We start from the raw sequence: 16,401 nt of genomic DNA, 5'->3' as shown, positions 1-16,401 counted from the left end.
GACGAAGCCCTGGGGGCGCGCGTGGGGTCGGCGACACGATAGCGTTTCTCCGGAGGTTTCCCGATGACAACTGCCCCGCCCGCCCCGGCATCCACCGAGCCCAAGAACTCGCTCGACCGCTTCTTCGAGATCAGCAAGCGCGGATCGACGATCGGTACCGAGATCCGAGGTGGTCTGGTGACGTTCGTCACGATGGCCTACATCGTGATCCTGAACCCGATCATCCTCTCCGGCAAACCCGACGTCGCCGGGAACATGCTCGAGTTCAACGCCGTCGGAGCGGCCACCGCGCTGACCGCCGGCGTGATGACGATCCTCTTCGGACTCGTCACGCGCCTCCCGTTCGGTTTCGCCGCGGGCCTCGGCATCAACGCCTTCGTCGCGTTCTCGGTCGTCGGCCAGGTGACCTGGCCCGAGGCCATGGCGCTGGTGATGATCAACGGTGTCGTCATCGTGCTGCTCGCCGCCACCGGGCTCCGGAAGGCGATCTTCGACGCCGTGCCTTTCCAGCTGAAGATCGCGATCACGGTCGGCATCGGCCTGTTCATCGCCTTCATCGGCTTCGTCAACTCCGGCTTCGTCACCGCGACCGGCGCCTCGTCGCCGCCCGTCGGCCTCGGTGTCAACGGCTCGGTCGCGACCGTACCGACGCTGCTCTTCGTGATCACGCTCCTGCTCACGGGCATCCTCGTCGCGCTCAAGATCAAGGGCGGCATGCTGATCGGCCTCATCGGCGGCACCGTGCTCGCCGTGATCGTCGAGGCGATCTGGCACATCGGAGCCCGAGGCTTCGACGACGAGGGCAACGTGGTCAATCCGGGCGGCTGGGGACTCACCGTCCCGGCGCTGAACGGCTCCCCCGTGGGCATTCCCGACCTCAGCCTGATCGGCGCGGTCGACTTCAGCTTCGACCTGAGCAAGGTCAGCCTCGTGGCGATCGTGATGATCGTCTTCACCCTGCTGTTCACCAACTTCTTCGACGCCATGGGCACCATGACCGGCCTCGCGAAAGAGGCGAACCTCGCCGACGACAACGGCGACTTCCCCCGCATCAAGTCGGCGCTGGTCGTCGAGGGTGTCGGCGCGATCGCCGGCGGAGCGACCTCGTCGTCGTCGAGCACGGTCTTCATCGAGTCGGGTGCCGGCATCGGCGAAGGCGCGCGCACGGGTCTCGCGAACGTCGTGACCGGCGTGGTCTTCCTGATCGCGATGTTCCTGACGCCTCTGACGTCGATCGTCCCGACCGAGATCGCCGCGGCCGCGCTGATCATCGTCGGAGCGATGATGATGGCGCAGATCCGCTACATCGACTTCAGTGACTTCCGCGTGCTGCTGCCGGTGTTCCTCACCGTCTCGGTCATGCCGCTGACCTACTCGATCGCGAACGGCATCGGCGCGGGCTTCGTGAGCTGGGTGCTCATCCACGCGTTCTCGGGCAAGGCCAAGACCATCAGCCCGCTGCTGTGGGTGGTCGGCGCCGGCTTCCTGATCTTCTTCGCCCGGGGGCCCATCGAGGCGCTCTTCGGCGTCGGGATCTGACCCGAAGCGGCAAAAGAGGGGCGGATGCTGCGGCATCCGCCCCTCTTTCGTGTTCAGCCCCCGTAGGCGGCGGCGAACTCGGCGGACGGCTCGATCGGCTCGATCACGTCGATCAGCACACCTCCGGGAGCCTCGACGATGAAGTGCCGCTGCCCGAAGGCCTCATCCCGCAACGGCAGCCGCTCAGGCAGCCCGCGCTCCCCGACCAGCCGCGCATATTCGGCTGCGGCATCGGGGACCTCGACGTTGAGCAGCAGCCCGCGCACGGGCTCGCGGAACCCTTCCGGGATGGTCTCGTGCGTGCGGTCGAGGATCGCGAGCTCACCGCCGTCGAAGCGCAGGCTCACGTACCAGTCGGCCTCGAAGGTCACCTCGAAGCCGAGTTCCTCGCGATAGAACCGCGCCGCCTCGGCGACGTCGTCCACCATCAGCACCGGATAGAAGCTCGTGATCTCCATCATCTCCCCTTTACATACAGCGTGTTTGTATCTTCGAGCTAGGATACATACACAAAGCACGTAAAGGAACCCCATGCCCAGAGCATCCGCCGCCGACGCGGCTGAGACCGCACGTCGGATCCTCGACGTCGCCACCGTGCACTTCGCCGAACACGGATATGCCGCAGCGTCCGTCGACGAGATCGCCCAGGCGGCCGGCGTCACCCGCGGTGCCGTGTACCACCACTATTCGTCGAAGCCGTTGCTCTTCGCGGCAGTCGCTGCGGAGCAGCAGCGGATCGTCGCCGTTGCGATCGTCACGGCCATCACGGACAGCACACCCGACACCGCACTCCGGGGCGGCAGCCACGCCTTCCTCGACGCCATCACCCGAGGAGCGGCATCGCGCGTGCTGCTCGTCGACGGCCCCGCGGTGCTGGGATGGCAGGAGTGGCGGCAGCTCGACGCGGACGGCCCAGAGCAGGAGCTGCGCGCCGGACTGGACGAGGCCGGGGTCTCCCCCGCACTCCTGGAGCCGCTCACCGCAGCGCTGTCCGGAGCGATGAACGAACTCGCGCTCTGGCTGGCCGCGCATGCGAACGACACCGACGCCCGGGAGCACGCCCACGGAGCCCTCGACGGCATCCTGGACTCCGTCGCTCCTCGGCGCTGACTCGTCTCCGGCCGGCCTCAGGCTCCACCACTGCCCAGGCATGAAAGAAGGCCCCGGAGTGGAGTCCGGGGCCTTCAGATCAAGCGTAGCTCAGATCAGAGCGACTCGATGATCGCGCGCATCAGGTCTGCCGTCTCGGACGGCGTCTTGCCGACCTTGACGCCGGCGGCCTCGAGGGCCTCCTTCTTCGCCTGAGCGGTTCCTGCCGAGCCGGAGACGATCGCGCCGGCGTGACCCATGGTCTTGCCCTCGGGGGCCGTGAAGCCCGCGACGTAGCCGACGACCGGCTTGGTGACGTTCGCCTTGATGTAGTCGGCCGCGCGCTCTTCGGCGTCGCCGCCGATCTCGCCGATCATGACGATGGCCTTGGTCTCGGGGTCGGCCTCGAACGCGGCGAGCGCGTCGATGTGCGTGGTGCCGATGACCGGGTCGCCGCCGATGCCGATGGCGGTGGAGAAGCCCAGGTCGCGCAGCTCGAACATCATCTGGTAGGTCAGGGTGCCCGACTTCGACACGAGGCCGATCGGTCCCTTGCCCGTGATGTTGGCGGGCGTGATGCCCACGAGCGCCTCGCCCGGCGTGATGATGCCGGGGCAGTTCGGCCCGATGATGCGGGTCTTGTTGCCCTTGCTCTGCGCGTAGGCCCAGGCCTCGGCCGAGTCGCCGACGGGGACGCCCTCGGTGATGACGACGAGCAGCGGGATCTCGGCGTCGACGGCCTCGATCATCGCGTCCTTCGTGAAGGCGCCGGGGACGAAGGCGATCGACACGTCGGCGCCGGTCTCCTTCATGGCCTCGGCGACCGAGGCGAACACGGGCAGCTCGACGGCGCTGCCATCCTTGTCGGTGTGCGAGACCGTCGTGCCGGCCTTGCGGGCGTTCACGCCACCGACGACCTGGGTGCCGGCCTTGAGCATCAGCGCGGTGTGCTTGGTGCCCTCACCGCCGGTGATGCCCTGGACGATGACCTTGGAGTCCTTGTTGAGGTAGATCGACATTCTTCTCGTCCTTCAGTCTCAGGCGTTGGCGAGCTCGGCGGCCTTGTCGGCGCCCTCGTCCATGGTGGCGGCCAGGGTCACAAGCGGGTGTGCATACTCGGCGAGGATCGCGCGACCCTCGTCGACGCGGTTGCCGTCCAGGCGCACGACGAGCGGCTTGGAGGCCGTGGCGCCCAGCGTCTCGAGGGCACCCTTGATGCCGTTGGCGACGGCGTCGCACGCCGTGATGCCGCCGAAGACGTTGACGAACACGCTCTTGACCTGCGGGTCGCCGAGGATGACGTCGAGGCCGGCGGCCATGACCTCGGCCGAGGCGCCGCCGCCGATGTCGAGGAAGTTGGCCGGCTTCACGCCGTTGTGGTTCTCGCCCGCGTAGGCGACCACGTCGAGCGTGGACATGACGAGTCCCGCGCCGTTGCCGATGATGCCGACCTCGCCGTCGAGCTTCACGTAGTTGAGGCCCGACTGCTTGGCCTTGGCCTCGAGCGGGTCGGCTGCGTCCTTGTCCTCGAGCGCCTCGTGCTCGGGGTGACGGATCTCGGAGGCGTTGTCGTCGAGCGTGACCTTGCCGTCGAGCGCGATGATGTCGCCCTCTTCGGTGCGGACCAGCGGGTTGACCTCGACGAGCGTCGCGTCCTCGCCCTTGTAGACGTCGAAGAGCTTGACGAAGACGTCGGAGACCTTCTCGATGAGGTCTTCCGGGAAGTTCGCCGCACGAGCGATCTCGACGGCCTTCTCCTTGTCGATACCCGTGAGCGGGTTGACCTCGACGCGCGCGAGCGCCTCGGGACGCTCCACCGCGAGCTCTTCGATCTCCATGCCGCCCTCGACCGAGCAGAGGCTCAGGTAGGAGCGGTTGGCGCGGTCGAGCAGCACGGAGAAGTAGAACTCCTCGGCGATGCGCGCACCCTGCGCGACCATGACGCGCTTGACGACGTGGCCCTTGATGTCGAGGCCGAGAATGGCCTTCGCTGCCTCGTACGCCTCGTCGGGGGTCTTGGCGACCTTGACGCCGCCCGCCTTTCCACGGCCGCCGGTCTTGACCTGAGCCTTGACGACGACCACTCCGCCGATCTTCTCGGCAGCCGCCCTCACCTCTTCAGGGGTGTCCGCGACGATGCCGGCGAGGACCGGCACTCCGTACTTTTCGAAAACGTCTCGTGCCTGGTACTCGTACAGATCCACTGTGGTTCCTTCACTGGGCTGCTGTCTGGTAATTCTCTCGATGTCGAGACATCGACCAGTCCCCCAGCCTACTACCTCGGCCTGGGCGCTCCTGCGGCCACCGGGTCGTTCCGGTCAGCGCAGCGTCGGCACGCCCCAGCGCCTTGCCGGAAGTGCGACGAGCCGGAGCTGCCGGGAGATCACGAACGGGGTGAAGACCAGAGCGGCACCGGTCCCGACGATCACGGGACGGATCACGACAACCGGCAGCGAGCCCCACAGCGCGAAGAGGATGGATGCGACGAGGACGGCGGCGAGCACGAGTTCGCATATGAGGAGTTGCCTGCGTGTGGAGGCGCTGTCCTCCGCCAGCGTCGTCTCGCGACCGCGCACTGCGATGCGATCGGTCCACCGCGCACCGTCCCACCATCGCAGGGTGCCGCGGCGGCGCGTCTCGTACCATCCGGCCGCAATCCTGCGCTCACTCACGCTCTCAGTATGACGGTGTCGCCTCGGCGTCTCCGCCTGCCGAGGTCTAGGCTTTCGCCATGCACGAATCCGCAGAACTGCGCACCGGCGTCGTGGCCGCAGCGCTCGAGCTCTTCAGCGCCCAGGGGTTCGACCAGACCTCGGTGGAGCAGATCGCCAAGGCCGCCGGCGTCTCGCGCTCGACGTTCTTCCGCCAGTTCGGCGGCAAGGAGGACGTGGTTTTCGCCGATCACGAGGTGCTCCTCGAGCAGCTCAGGGAGTTCCTCGACGAGGGGCACGACGATCCGTGGGGCGCGGTGTGTGCGGCATCCGAGTCGGTCTTCGCGCACTTCGCGCACGACCCGGAGCTCGCCCGGCGTCGCTACCAGATCGTCCGCGACGTGCCCGTCCTGCGCGAACGCGAGATCATCACGGTCTTCCGCTACGAGCGGTTGTTCGACGAGTACCTGCGCGGAGCGCTTCCCGGCGTCGACCCGCTGGATGCCGTGGGCTTCGCCGCTCTCGTGACCGCCGTGCACAACCACGTGCTGCGCCAGCTGCTGCGGGGGCGCAAGAAGGTGCCGCTGGCCACCCTGCAGACCGCGCTGACCGATGTGCGACGCCGCTACGGCGTGGCAGACGACGCGGCCACGGCCCCGGACGACATGGTCGTCGCGGTGTTCCCGCGGTCCATGCCGATCGCCGAGGTGTCTCGGCGGCTTCAGTCGGAGCTCGACTAGCCGCTGAGGGTCGTGGAACCGAGTATCGAGGGGTACGATACTCAGGTCCACGAAGGAGCCTCATGAGCGATGCAGCCACCCCGTTCCCCGGCGAGCGGGTCTCGTCGTACGACATCACCGCGCGTCAGGACAGCGACTACTACGCCGTCTTCACCGACATCCCCGCCGCCGACCGCGAGGCGTGGGACCGGGCGAAGTCCTACGTCGACGAGGTCGCCCCGCAGATGGCGGATGCCTGGGACCGCGCGGAGTACCCGTTGGATGCCGCCCGTCGGATGGGTGAGATGGACCTCGTCGTCGACGGCGTCCAGCACCCCGCCCTCACGAGCCTGTCGCCGCTGGCCGCCGGGCTCGTCAACATGGAGATCTCCCGCGGCGACGGCTCGCTGGGTACGATCCTCGCCGTACAGGGCGGGCTCGCACTGCGCACACTCGCCCTCTTCGGCTCGCCGGACCAGCAGGAGAAGTGGCTCACCGCCCTCGCCGACGGCTCTGTGCTCGGCTCCTTCGCGCTGACCGAGCCCGACCACGGCTCGGACTCCGTCTCCCTCGAGACCGTCGCCCGCCGCGACGGCGACTCGTGGGTCATCCGCGGCGCGAAGAAGTGGATCGGAAACGGCGCGTCCGGCGGCATCACGTTCGTCTGGGCCCGCGTCGACGATGAGTCCGCCGACGAGCACGGAGCGGTCCGCTGCTTCCTGGTCGAGCAGGACACCCCGGGCTATGCCGGCAGCGTGATCCGCGGAAAGGCCTCGCTGCGGGCGATCCATCAGGCCCACATCGCCCTCGACGACGTGCGGGTGCCGCTCGACGCCGTGCTGCCGGGGACGAGGAGTTTCAAAGACGCCTCGACCGTGCTCTATGCGACCCGCTCCGGTGTCGCCTGGTCGGCGCTCGGGCATGCGACCGCCTGCTACGAGGCCTCCCTCGCCTACGCGACCCAGCGGGTGCAGTTCGGCAAGCCGCTCGCGAAGTTCCAGATGGTGCAGGAGCGGCTCACCCACATGCTCGAAGACCTCACCGCCATGCAGCTGTACTGCCGGCGGATGGCCGATCTGGAGACCGCGGGCGAGCTGCGTCCGACCCAGGCGTCGCTCGCGAAGTTCCACAACACCCGGGCCGCGCGACGCATCGCCTCGACCGCCCGCGACCTGCTCGGCGGCAACGGCATCCTGCTCGAGAACGGAGTCATCCAGCACATGGCCGACATCGAGGCGATCCACACCTACGAGGGCACGGAGAGCGTGCAGGCGCTGCTTCTCGGGCGTGACATCACCGGGATGAGCGCCTTCGCCTGACCGAGGTCGGCCGGGTCCGGTCTCGTCAGACCGGGCGCACCATGCACACGAGCCGCTCGCGATCGTCCCACGACGGCACGCGCTCGAAACCTCGGGATTCGTACAGACGCAGGGGGCCCTCTCGCCAGTCCCAGACCGACAGCCGGATCTCGGTCGCTCCCGTCTCGGCCGCCGAGCGCACGGCGCCGTCGAGCAACGCCGACCCCACGCCGAGTCCGCGGGCCTTAGGAATCGCCCAGAGACGCTTGATCTCCGCGGTCCCGTCCCGTTCGGAGAGCACGACCACCCCGACGACACGTTCCCGAATCTGCGCGATCAGAACTCGATGCCCGGCATAGGCGGCGGCCGGGTCTTCTACCTCAGGGAGGTACCGGTCGGGGAGAGGTGCAGCGGACTCCGAGACCATCCCCTCCTGCAGCCGTTTCTCGAGCTCGGTCTGCTGCAGATACTCCCGCACCGCGGAGCCGACCGCGATCGCATCAGGGCCGGTCAGATCGGCCACGCGGATCATCGGTCGCTCGACCGGACCGTGCGCGTCGGGGCTCACCGTCAGTCGCAGCCGCAGCCGCCGGACGGGGTCTTCACCATGAAGCACACGTCGCACACGCCGTAGTCGCGCTCTTCGACGGGCTTCGGCGCCTTCTCCGCGCGGGGTGCGGAGACGCGAGGCGTCGTCGTGCGCTTGGCCGCGCGCGGCGCGGTCAACGGGATGAACTCGCTCGGGTGGCTGACGTAGAAGTACGGTGCCCGCCCCTCGCTCGGCTGCAGGCGCAGCGGCGCGGATCCGACGACGAGACGCTCATCCTCGGTGAAGCCGTTCGTGTAGGTGCGACCGATGTGCAGAGGAGCGCCCTCACCGCGACGGATGGCCTCGATGTAGCGACCACGGTCGATGAACGAACTGATCCCGATCGCCTGGGTGATCTCCGCGATGAACGCGTGGTTCGAGGGGTCGATGCGGTGCGCGCGCAACGCTTCCTGGAGCGAACGGTATGGACGGGAGGTGCCTGCGGGGGTCGGCCCCTGAACTTCTTTCATCAGTTCCAGGATCGCACGCCGCAACCCCCTCTTTCGACCACACGACGCGTGCGAGACTGGCGGCATGGCACGCGCGACGATCATCGGATCCGGACCCAACGGCCTCGCCGCAGGCGTGGCGCTCGCACGCGCCGGCTACGAGGTGCGCGTTCTCGAGGCCGCCGACACGATCGGCGGCGGGCTGCGCACCGGGGAAGGCACGCTTCCCGGTTTCCGCCACGATGTGTGCTCCGCCGTACATCCGGCGGCGGTCTCCTCGCCTTTCTTCCGCGCATTCCGGCTGGAAGAACGCATCGAGTGGATCCGCCCCGAGATCTCCTTCGCCCATCCGCTCGACGGTGGCGCTGCGGCCGTCGCCTGGCGCGACATCGAACGCACTGCCGCCGCCCTCGGAGTCGACCGCGACGCCTGGCTCACCCGCCTGCGGCCCCTCACCACCCACATCGACGGGGTCACCGACTTCACGGGCAACCAGCTTCTCCGCATACCCGCCGAGCCCCTCACCGCTGTGCGCTACGCGATCCGGATGCTCGACCAGGGCACACCCCTGGCCCGCACCTCGTTCCGGACAGAGGAGGCTGCCGCCCTCATGTCCGGAGTCGTCGCGCACGCGAACTCCCCGCAGCCGACCCTCGCCGGTGCCGCAGCAGGGCTCCTCCTCGCCGCTCTCGCGCATGCAGGAGGCTGGCCCTACCCTCGCGGCGGTTCGCAGACCATCGCCGATGCTCTGGTCGCCGACCTCGAAGCGCACGGCGGAGCGGTCGAGACCGGTGCGCGCGTGAACGACCTGCGCACCCTCGACGCCGGCGACCCCTCACGCGGAGACGTGCTCCTGCTGAATGCCTCGCCCCGGCTCGCACTCACCCATCCCGACGTGCCGGCGGGCTATGCCAGGGCACTGCGCGGCTACCGCTACGGCGCCGCAGCCGCCAAGGTCGACTTCGCACTCGACGGCCCCATCCCCTGGTCGAACCCGGAGGTGCGAAACGCCGTGACCGTGCACCTCGGCGGCACCCACGAAGAGGTGTGGGCGAGCGAGAACGCCGTGGCCGTGGGGCGTGTGGGCGAGAAGCCGTATGTGCTCGCCGTGCAGCCCTCGGTCTTCGACCCGACACGCGCCCCCGAGGGCAAAGCCGTCCTGTGGGCATACATCCATGTGCCGAACGGCTCCGACCTCGACCCCACCGAGCTCATCACGGCGCAGGTCGAGCGCTTCGCGCCCGGCTTCCGGGACCTGATCCTGGCGCATCACGCGGTTCCCGCTTCCTCTCGGGAGGCCATCAACCCTGCGGAGATCGGCGGGGACATCTCCGGTGGCGTGTTCGACATGCGACAGGCGCTCCGGCGTCCGGTGCTGTCCCCCACCCCGTGGCGCACCCCGATGCGGGGCGTGTACCTGGCGTCGGCGTCGACTCCGCCCGGTCCTGCCGTGAACGGGATGGCCGGATGGCACGCCGCCCGCACGGTGCTCCACGACGCCGGGACGCCGGCCGGGCTCGACGAGCTGTTCGGCTGACCCCGGTCGGCGACACCGGGGTACCGGAATCGAAAGCCCGCGGCCAGGATGGGACCATGCGCTACGAGATCCCCGCGCCGATGCTCGCCAAGGCCGTTCCGGCGGTTCCCGACCCGGCGAAGACCCCCGGCGGGCTCCTGTTCGAACCCAAGTGGGACGGCTTCCGCGGCCTGATCGCCTGGGACGGCGAGTCGGTCGAGATCGGCTCCCGCGGCGCGAAGCCGCTCACGCGGTACTTCCCCGAGCTGGTCGAGGCGATCCCCGAGCTGCTGCCCGGACCGTGTCTGCTCGACGGAGAGATCGTCGTCGCCACGGGACCGCTCGGCTCGCAGCGTCTGGACTGGGAGGCGCTGAGCCAGCGCATCCACCCGGCGGCCTCGCGCGTCGCGAAGCTCGCCGTGGAGACACCGGCGATGTTCATCGCCTTCGATCTGCTCGCCGACGGCGACGACGATCTGCTGACGCAGCCCTTCGAGACCCGGCGAGACCGCCTCGAGACGCTGATGGAGGGCGTCGAGCATCCGCTGCACATCACCCGGACGACCCGGGACCGTGAGGCGGCGGTCCGCTGGCTCGCCGAGTTCGAAGGGGCGGGACTCGACGGCGTCGTCGCCAAACCCCTCGACCAGCCGTATGCGCCGGGGAAGCGGACGCTGTTCAAGATCAAGCACGCCCGCACGGCCGATGTGGTGGCGCTCGGCTACCGCATCCACAAGTCCGGATCCGGCGTCGGGTCGCTCCTGGTCGGTCTGCACGGCGACGACGGCGTGCTGCGGCAGGTCGGCGGGGTCGCAGCCTGGAGCGATGCCCGGCGTCAGGAGCTCGTCGACGAGCTCGCACCCCTGGTCGAGCGCGACGACAGCGGCGAGGCGGTCACCGCCGAGGGCGAGCGCTCCCGGTTCAGCGGCAGCAAAGACGTCTCGTTCGTGCGGCTGCGCCCCGAACGGGTGCTCGAGGTGCGATACGACCGGCTCGAAGGCGCGCGCTTCCGCCACACGGTGCAGTTCGAGCGCTGGCGCCCCGACCGCGACGCCCGCTCCTGCACCTACGACCAGCTCGACACGGTCGCGGGCTACGACCTCGCGGACGTGCTCCGCTGACGGGGTCGTCGGAGAAGCCCCCGACATATCTCGTGCCCTCCGCCGTTCACGGGAGCAGAGCGATCATCTGAGGCCTCGCCGGCATCGCGTGGATGACGAGTTCGTGACCGCTGTCGAACACGAGAACAACGGTTTCCAACAGACGCCCTCGCGTATCGAATCCGAGTCGCAGCTGACGCGCAGGGCTGTCATCGTCCAGATCCTCTATCCACAGGGCCCAGGTTGCGGCCTGCACAATGTCGTCAGGCTCGACTCCGTGCTTGAGTGCGGCAGCATGGACTTTCACGCGGCTGCAGCCGACAACGCCTCGCGGATTACCTCAGATCGAGTTTTTCCTTCGCGTTCCGCGCGGGCGTCGAGCGCGGCGATCTCATCGAGAGTCAGCCGCAGCGCCACGACTTGTGAGGGCATCGCCCCACGTCCCGGCCGCCCGCGACCACGCTTCTTGAGAACGTCAGCGTCGTATCCGGCTTCCGCTTCTGCAGACCATTCAGCGATCTGCTCCTCGGTGACCGGACTGCCGTCGATGGTTTCGCGCGAGATCATAGAAATATTGTTATACGAAAATGCTCAGCCCGCAAGTTCAGTCCTTCTCGGCGGGAGTGCCGTCTTCGTCCCAGTTGGCGGCGACCTTCTTGCTCGGCTGCACCCGAGGGGGCTCCCCCGGCATCTTCGGGAACTCCGGCGGGAACGGCAGCTCCCCCAGCCCGTTCTCTTTGTCGCGCTCCCACCACTGCAGCAGGGTGTCGATGCGGCCGGGAGCGGCCTGCATCGTCGCCCAGGGATCGCCGACCTCCTCGAGGCGCTTCGGGATGCTGCGCACCGTGAACGTGCGCGGGTCCAGGCCGTCGAGCTCGTCCCACTCGACGGGAGTGGACACCGTCGCCCCCGGCAGCGCGCGCGGGCTGTAAGCACCGGCCATCGTGCGGTCGCGGTTGGCCTGGTTGAAGTCGACGAAGATCCGCTCCCCGCGCTCCTCCTTCCACCAGTTCGTGGTGACCTGCTCCGGCATCCGTCGCTCCAACTCGCGCCCGGCTGCGATCACGCCATGCCGCACGTTCAGGAACTCGTGCGTCGGTTCGATCGGTGCGAAGACATGCAGGCCGCGGTTGCCGCTGGTCTTGGCGAACGCCTCCAGCCCGGCCTCGCGCAGCACCTCGCGCAGCGTGTGCGCGGCAGTCACGGCATCCGCGAAATCCGTGCCCGGCTGCGGATCGAGGTCGATGCGCAGCTCGACGGGGTTGTCGGCGTCGGTGGCCAGAGAAGCCCAGGGGTGGAAGACGATCGTGTTCATCTGCACGGCCCAGACGATCGCGCTCGCCCTGTTCAGCACGATCTGCGGATGCTGGCGTCCGCTGTTGTACGTGACGGTCACGGCATCGACGAAGTCGGGTGTCCCCTTGGGCGGGTTCTTTGAGAAGAAGCCCTCGGCGCGCGGCCCCCCGGATGCGCCGACACCGTCACGGAAACGCTCGAGCGACACCGGACGGTTGCCGTTGGCCGCGAGGAAGGGTTCCGCGACGAGCTGCGCGTACTCGGCCAACTCGGCCTTCGTGATGCCGAGGTCGGGCCAAACCACGCGGTTCGGGCTCGACAGCGCGACCTCGCGTTCCCCATCGGAGTCGGCGACGGTCAGAGTCACGCGTTCTGAGGCCATGCTCCGACCCTAGAGCGAGGCTCCGACGGAAGGAACCCCCGCGCTTGCCCCGGCGCGCTCCGTCAGTCGCCGAGGGCGACGGCCAGCGCGAGCACCGGGGTGAGCGCATCCCGCTCGACGATGATCGACGGCCCCGCGGAGTCGACGATCACTCCGGCCATGTCCGAATGGCTCGACAGGACCTTCGCCAGCTGCTCCGGCTCGAACGGGAGCGGTCGGTCGCCACGGCCCAGCGCGATGACCTCGAGGGGATGGGAGAAGAGCTGCAGGAAACGGCGACCGTCGGTGGTCTGCGCCTCGGCGATGCCGGCCTGGCCGCTGCCGTCCCCTTCGTTCACGGCGACCCACATCCGCTTCACCGCGAGCGCTTCACCGACCTTGAGACCGGAGTCCTGCTCTCGGGGAGCGGCGAGGATGTTCTTGACCGTCATCTCGGCATCTGCCTGCTCGAGCGTCTTCTGCAGCAGATCGGTCGGGAAGACCACACGGTGCGGAGCGGAGGCGTTGTCGACGATGAGGCCCGCGAAGTCACCGGAGACGACCTGCTGCAGCACCGAGGTCACCGGCTGCGCGACGGCGGAGGTCGCGGCGGGATCGGCCTCGAGCTGCACCGAGTCGCGTACGGCACGCGCCGAGCTGAACGCCAGCATGAACTGCCGGTCGTCGTTGTCGCGCACGACGGCGACCGACAGCGGCTTGCCTTCGCTGATCTGCGCACGCGCGTCGCCGTTCACACGGATGTAGAGGTGGCCCTGGAGCGCCTGGCGCATCACCCCGAGGAGCTGGTCGTTGGACGCGCCCGCCTCGATCTCGGTGAGCGCCTCGCGGAGCAGGACGTTGTCCTTCATTCCCGCGACGGTCTCGGTCTGCTCGGGCGGCAGGGGCGAGGCGAGCGGAAGGCGTCGTGCCTCAGCGACGGCGGGCTGAACGGAGGCCGCGGGCTGTGCAGGAGCGGACTGCGCCGGACGCGGAGCAGGTGACGCCGTCGCGGAGGGCGCATCGGAGGTCGGCAGCGCGACCTCCGGCCCGGCCTCGGCGCCGACACCGCGGAACGCCTGCACCGAGATGCCGATCGAGGGTGCCTCGACGGGCTGCTCGACCTCGGTCGCGCCCTGATCGGTGTTCACGGCATCCGACCCGGCCACCGTCTCCTCCGTCTCAGCGGCGGGAGCGACGGCATCGTCTGCGGACTTCTTGCGGCGGGAGAAGAGGGCCATAATCAGCCAGCCTAACCGGCATTCCCCTGTGCGCTCCGCCGTCGACGGAGGCGCGGCGCCGGTCAGATCTTCTCGATGGGCGCGACCTTGATGAGCAGCTTCTTCTGCCCCGCCGAGTCGAACCGCACGTGGGCGATGCGCTTCGCACCCTCGCCGGTCACGGCATCCACTCGCCCGTCGCCGAAATCGACGTGACGGATGCGGTCGCCCGCGGTGAGCTCGAGGTCGCCGTTGTCGCGCATCTTGGCCGTGACCCGGTTGGGGAACTTGTCCATCGCAGTCGACAGCGGCTTCAGGGAATCGCGACCGGGCAGCGCCTTGACGGCGAACCGGTCACCGGATCCCGAACCGCCGAACCCGCCCTGGCGACGGGCGTTCAGAGCCCGCGACTGCATACCCCCGCGGGAGTTCACGTCTCCCGGCGACTGCCGCCAGTCGATGAGGTTCGCCGGGATCTCCTGCAGGAAGCGACTGGGCATGGCGACGGTGACCTCGCCGAACTGCGCCCTCGTCATCGCAAGCGACAGGTGCAGCCGCTTGCGGGCACGCGTGATGCCGACGTAGAAGAGTCGCCGCTCTTCCTGCGGTCCGCCGGGCTCACCGGCCGAGATACGGTGCGGGATCAGGTCTTCCTCGACACCCGTGACGAAGACGGCGTCGTATTCGAGGCCCTTCGCCGTGTGCATGGTCATGAGCGACACCGAGCCGGACTCGTCGTCGAGGTCGTCGGCGTCGGACACCAGCGCGACCTCGGTGAGGAAGTCCACGATCGTGCCCTCGGGGTTGTTGCGGGCGAAGTCGCGGGCGACGGCCACGAACTCGTCGAGGTTCTCGACACGGGCCTCGTCTTGCGGGTCGCGGCTCGCGCGCAGCGCATCGAGGTAGCCGCTCTTGCCGAGCAGCACGCCCAGGCCGTCGGCCACGCTCGTGGGTGGCGGCACCTCGCCCGTGGCGGGGGTCAGGATCGCGGCGGCTTCGGTGAGCACGGCGTCGAGCTGCCCGATCGCCGCCTGGATCTTCGGTCCGACCCCGAGCTGACCCGGCATCGACAGCGCGTCGCGGAAGCTGATGCCGTGGTCTTCGGCGAAACGGGCGATGGCCGTCTCGGTCACATCTCCGATGCCGCGCCGCGGCTTGTTCAGGATGCGGCGCACCGACATCTCGTCGGCCGGGTTCGCGACCGCCACCAAGTAGGCCAGCGCGTCCTTGATCTCGGCGCGGTCGTAGAACTTCGTGCCGCCCATGATCTTGTAGGGCACGGCCGAACGGATGAAGATCTCTTCCAGCGCACGGGACTGGGAGTTCGTGCGGTAGAACACCGCCATCTCGGAGTAGGGCATTCCGGCGCGGTGCAGCGCCTCGACCTCATCGGCGACGAACTGCGCCTCGTCGTGCTGCGAGTAGCCGGTGAAGCCGATGATGGCGTCGCCATCGCCCTTGTCGCTCCAGAGCTTCTTGTCCTTGCGATCGAAGTTGTTGCCGATCACGGCGTTCGCCGCGGAGAGGATGTTCTGCGTCGAGCGGTAGTTCTGCTCGAGCAGCACCACGCGGGCGCCGGGGAAGTCGCGTTCGAACTCGCTGATGTTGCGGATGTCGGCGCCGCGGAAGGCGTAGATCGACTGGTCGGAGTCGCCGACCACAGTGAGCGAGGCGCCGGGTTCTCCGGCGTCCGCCGTGGGCTCGGGATCGGGCTCGAAGATCATCATGCCGTTCGAGGCATACGGGTCGGGAGCCGAGCCCGCGGCACCGGAGACCGGGCGCGTGAGCTCGTGGATCAGCGAGTACTGCGCGTGGTTCGTGTCCTGGTACTCATCGACCAGGATGTGCCGGAACCGGCGGCGGTAGGTGTCGGCGACCTGCGGGAAAGCCCGGAACAGGTAGACGGTCTGTCCGATGAGGTCGTCGAAGTCGAAGGCGTTGGCCTTCTGCAGCTGCCGCTGATAGTCGGCGAAGACCTCGACGAAGACCCGCTCGGCCGGATCGGTCATGTTGGCTTGACGCGCATACGACTCGGCGTCGGACAGCTCGTTCTTCAGCTTGGAGATGCGCGACTGCACGGCTGCCGGGGTGAGCCCGTAGGCGTCGGCCTCGTGCTCCTTGACCAGGCGCTTCAGCAAGGCGCGCGAGTCGCCGGAGTCGTAGATCGTGAACGACTTCGTGTAGCCGAACTGCTGGGCCTCGCGGCGCAGGATGCGGACGCAGGCGGAGTGGAACGTCGAGATCCACATGCCGCGGGCGGCGTCGCCGATCAGCCCCTCGACACGCTCGCGCATCTCGCCGGCCGCCTTGTTCGTGAAGGTGATCGCGAGGATCTGACTCGGCCAGGCCTCGCGCCCGCGGAGCAGCGAGGCGATGCGGCGGGTGAGCACGCTCGTCTTGCCCGATCCGGCACCCGCGACGATGAGCAGCGCGGGGCCGCGATAGGTGACGGCCTCGAGCTGCTGCGGGTTCAGGCCGGCGAGGAGATCGTCCTGCCCCGGGGCCCCGGAGGAGCGGGGGCCGACGGATCCGGGGACGATGAGAGGAGCTTCGGTCATGGCCTTATGAGTCTAGGCG

At 68.7% G+C, this 16,401-nt stretch carries 17 protein-coding genes; 6 read left to right on the top strand and 11 right to left on the bottom strand.

What is annotated here, in order from left to right; translation table 11 throughout:
* The first annotated feature begins 63 nt into the window (after positions 1–63).
* Positions 64–1,539 carry an NCS2 family permease gene (locus tag ACFC14_RS10660; protein WP_029262297.1) on the top strand — a complete coding sequence of 492 codons (1,476 nt, stop codon included), beginning with the start codon at positions 64–66 and terminating at the stop codon, positions 1,537–1,539.
* A gap of 53 nt (positions 1,540–1,592) precedes the next feature.
* Here ACFC14_RS10660 and ACFC14_RS10655 read toward each other — a convergent pair whose 3' ends face one another.
* The gene (locus ACFC14_RS10655; RefSeq protein ID WP_376103969.1) at positions 1,593–2,000 is read right to left on the bottom strand and encodes a VOC family protein; all 408 of its coding nucleotides are present in this window, start codon (positions 1,998–2,000) and stop codon (positions 1,593–1,595) included.
* Positions 2,001–2,070: 70 nt separating this feature from the next.
* Here ACFC14_RS10655 and ACFC14_RS10650 point away from each other — a divergent pair, with 70 nt between their 5' ends.
* The gene (locus tag ACFC14_RS10650) at positions 2,071–2,649 is read left to right on the top strand and encodes a TetR/AcrR family transcriptional regulator (protein ID WP_376103967.1); all 579 of its coding nucleotides are present in this window, start codon (positions 2,071–2,073) and stop codon (positions 2,647–2,649) included.
* Positions 2,650–2,744: 95 nt separating this feature from the next.
* Here the strand turns inward: ACFC14_RS10650 and sucD are convergent, their stop codons facing one another.
* The 3 genes from sucD to ACFC14_RS10635 all read right to left on the bottom strand — a co-directional run bounded on the left by sucD (position 2,745) and on the right by ACFC14_RS10635 (position 5,300).
* Positions 2,745–3,647, bottom strand: a complete 903-nt coding sequence (sucD, locus tag ACFC14_RS10645; RefSeq protein WP_376103965.1) for a succinate--CoA ligase subunit alpha — start codon at positions 3,645–3,647, stop codon at positions 2,745–2,747.
* An 18-nt stretch (positions 3,648–3,665) separates the two neighbouring features.
* Positions 3,666–4,832 (bottom strand): ADP-forming succinate--CoA ligase subunit beta, encoded by a 1,167-nt coding sequence (gene sucC / locus ACFC14_RS10640; RefSeq protein WP_376103962.1) that lies wholly within the window; start codon positions 4,830–4,832, stop codon positions 3,666–3,668.
* Positions 4,833–4,946: 114 nt separating this feature from the next.
* On the bottom strand, positions 4,947–5,300 hold the full coding sequence (locus tag ACFC14_RS10635; protein WP_376103959.1) for a DUF2510 domain-containing protein: 354 nt from the start codon (positions 5,298–5,300) through the stop codon (positions 4,947–4,949).
* A gap of 59 nt (positions 5,301–5,359) precedes the next feature.
* Here ACFC14_RS10635 and ACFC14_RS10630 point away from each other — a divergent pair, with 59 nt between their 5' ends.
* Entirely contained in the window at positions 5,360–6,019 is a 660-nt protein-coding gene (locus tag ACFC14_RS10630) for a TetR/AcrR family transcriptional regulator (RefSeq protein ID WP_376103956.1), read from the top strand.
* A 62-nt stretch (positions 6,020–6,081) separates the two neighbouring features.
* The gene (locus tag ACFC14_RS10625) at positions 6,082–7,317 is read left to right on the top strand and encodes an acyl-CoA dehydrogenase family protein (RefSeq protein WP_376103953.1); all 1,236 of its coding nucleotides are present in this window, start codon (positions 6,082–6,084) and stop codon (positions 7,315–7,317) included.
* Between the two features lie 25 nt (positions 7,318–7,342).
* On the opposite strand, the gene ACFC14_RS10620 is transcribed toward ACFC14_RS10625, so the two are convergent.
* Both ACFC14_RS10620 and ACFC14_RS10615 read right to left on the bottom strand, forming a co-directional pair.
* Complete coding sequence (locus ACFC14_RS10620; RefSeq protein ID WP_376103950.1) at positions 7,343–7,819, bottom strand: GNAT family N-acetyltransferase; 477 nt, start codon at positions 7,817–7,819, stop codon at positions 7,343–7,345.
* 47 nt (positions 7,820–7,866) lie between these two features.
* Entirely contained in the window at positions 7,867–8,355 is a 489-nt protein-coding gene (locus tag ACFC14_RS10615) for a hypothetical protein (RefSeq protein WP_136042734.1), read from the bottom strand.
* Positions 8,356–8,419: 64 nt separating this feature from the next.
* Between ACFC14_RS10615 and ACFC14_RS10610 the strand changes: the two genes are divergently transcribed.
* Together ACFC14_RS10610 and ACFC14_RS10605 are read left to right on the top strand one after the other, a co-directional pair.
* Entirely contained in the window at positions 8,420–9,871 is a 1,452-nt protein-coding gene (locus ACFC14_RS10610) for a phytoene desaturase family protein (RefSeq protein ID WP_376103946.1), read from the top strand.
* Between the two features lie 56 nt (positions 9,872–9,927).
* Positions 9,928–10,971 (top strand): ATP-dependent DNA ligase, encoded by a 1,044-nt coding sequence (locus ACFC14_RS10605; protein ID WP_376103944.1) that lies wholly within the window; start codon positions 9,928–9,930, stop codon positions 10,969–10,971.
* A 46-nt stretch (positions 10,972–11,017) separates the two neighbouring features.
* Here the strand turns inward: ACFC14_RS10605 and ACFC14_RS10600 are convergent, their stop codons facing one another.
* From ACFC14_RS10600 to ACFC14_RS10580, 5 genes are all read right to left on the bottom strand, one after another.
* Positions 11,018–11,257: a toxin gene (locus ACFC14_RS10600; protein WP_136042737.1), complete on the bottom strand. Its 240-nt coding sequence runs from the start codon at positions 11,255–11,257 to the stop codon at positions 11,018–11,020.
* Positions 11,254–11,517: a ribbon-helix-helix protein, CopG family gene (locus ACFC14_RS10595; protein ID WP_136042738.1), complete on the bottom strand. Its 264-nt coding sequence runs from the start codon at positions 11,515–11,517 to the stop codon at positions 11,254–11,256. Before ACFC14_RS10595 ends, ACFC14_RS10600 begins: the two co-directional genes overlap by 4 nt.
* Before the next feature lie 37 nt (positions 11,518–11,554).
* On the bottom strand, positions 11,555–12,628 hold the full coding sequence (ligD, locus tag ACFC14_RS10590) for a non-homologous end-joining DNA ligase (RefSeq protein WP_376103941.1): 1,074 nt from the start codon (positions 12,626–12,628) through the stop codon (positions 11,555–11,557).
* 62 nt (positions 12,629–12,690) lie between these two features.
* Positions 12,691–13,845, bottom strand: a complete 1,155-nt coding sequence (locus ACFC14_RS10585) for an SseB family protein (RefSeq protein ID WP_376103938.1) — start codon at positions 13,843–13,845, stop codon at positions 12,691–12,693.
* 62 nt (positions 13,846–13,907) lie between these two features.
* The gene (locus ACFC14_RS10580) at positions 13,908–16,382 is read right to left on the bottom strand and encodes an ATP-dependent helicase (RefSeq protein ID WP_376103935.1); all 2,475 of its coding nucleotides are present in this window, start codon (positions 16,380–16,382) and stop codon (positions 13,908–13,910) included.
* Positions 16,383–16,401: the final 19 nt, after the last annotated feature.

It is taken from the genome of Microbacterium sp. NPDC055988, assembly GCF_042269505.1.
Lineage (GTDB): Bacteria > Actinomycetota > Actinomycetes > Actinomycetales > Microbacteriaceae > Microbacterium.
The sequence above is the reverse complement of the archived record's forward strand: the minus strand, read 5'-3'. Positions and strand labels throughout refer to the sequence as shown.

Excerpts from the sequence above, each read along its gene's own strand:
- ACFC14_RS10660 (WP_029262297.1), top strand. The coding sequence starts at position 64 with ATGACAACTGCCCCGCCCGCCCCGGCATCCACCGAGCCCAAGAACTCG.
- ACFC14_RS10655 (WP_376103969.1), bottom strand. The coding sequence starts at position 2,000 with ATGATGGAGATCACGAGCTTCTATCCGGTGCTGATGGTGGACGACGTC.
- ACFC14_RS10650 (WP_376103967.1), top strand. The coding sequence starts at position 2,071 with ATGCCCAGAGCATCCGCCGCCGACGCGGCTGAGACCGCACGTCGGATC.
- sucD (WP_376103965.1), bottom strand. The coding sequence starts at position 3,647 with ATGTCGATCTACCTCAACAAGGACTCCAAGGTCATCGTCCAGGGCATC.
- ACFC14_RS10630 (WP_376103956.1), top strand. The coding sequence starts at position 5,360 with ATGCACGAATCCGCAGAACTGCGCACCGGCGTCGTGGCCGCAGCGCTC.
- ACFC14_RS10625 (WP_376103953.1), top strand. The coding sequence starts at position 6,082 with ATGAGCGATGCAGCCACCCCGTTCCCCGGCGAGCGGGTCTCGTCGTAC.
- ACFC14_RS10615 (WP_136042734.1), bottom strand. The coding sequence starts at position 8,355 with ATGAAAGAAGTTCAGGGGCCGACCCCCGCAGGCACCTCCCGTCCATAC.
- ACFC14_RS10610 (WP_376103946.1), top strand. The coding sequence starts at position 8,420 with ATGGCACGCGCGACGATCATCGGATCCGGACCCAACGGCCTCGCCGCA.
- ACFC14_RS10605 (WP_376103944.1), top strand. The coding sequence starts at position 9,928 with ATGCGCTACGAGATCCCCGCGCCGATGCTCGCCAAGGCCGTTCCGGCG.
- ACFC14_RS10595 (WP_136042738.1), bottom strand. The coding sequence starts at position 11,517 with ATGATCTCGCGCGAAACCATCGACGGCAGTCCGGTCACCGAGGAGCAG.
- ligD (WP_376103941.1), bottom strand. The coding sequence starts at position 12,628 with ATGGCCTCAGAACGCGTGACTCTGACCGTCGCCGACTCCGATGGGGAA.
- ACFC14_RS10585 (WP_376103938.1), bottom strand. The coding sequence starts at position 13,845 with ATGGCCCTCTTCTCCCGCCGCAAGAAGTCCGCAGACGATGCCGTCGCT.
- ACFC14_RS10580 (WP_376103935.1), bottom strand. The coding sequence starts at position 16,382 with ATGACCGAAGCTCCTCTCATCGTCCCCGGATCCGTCGGCCCCCGCTCC.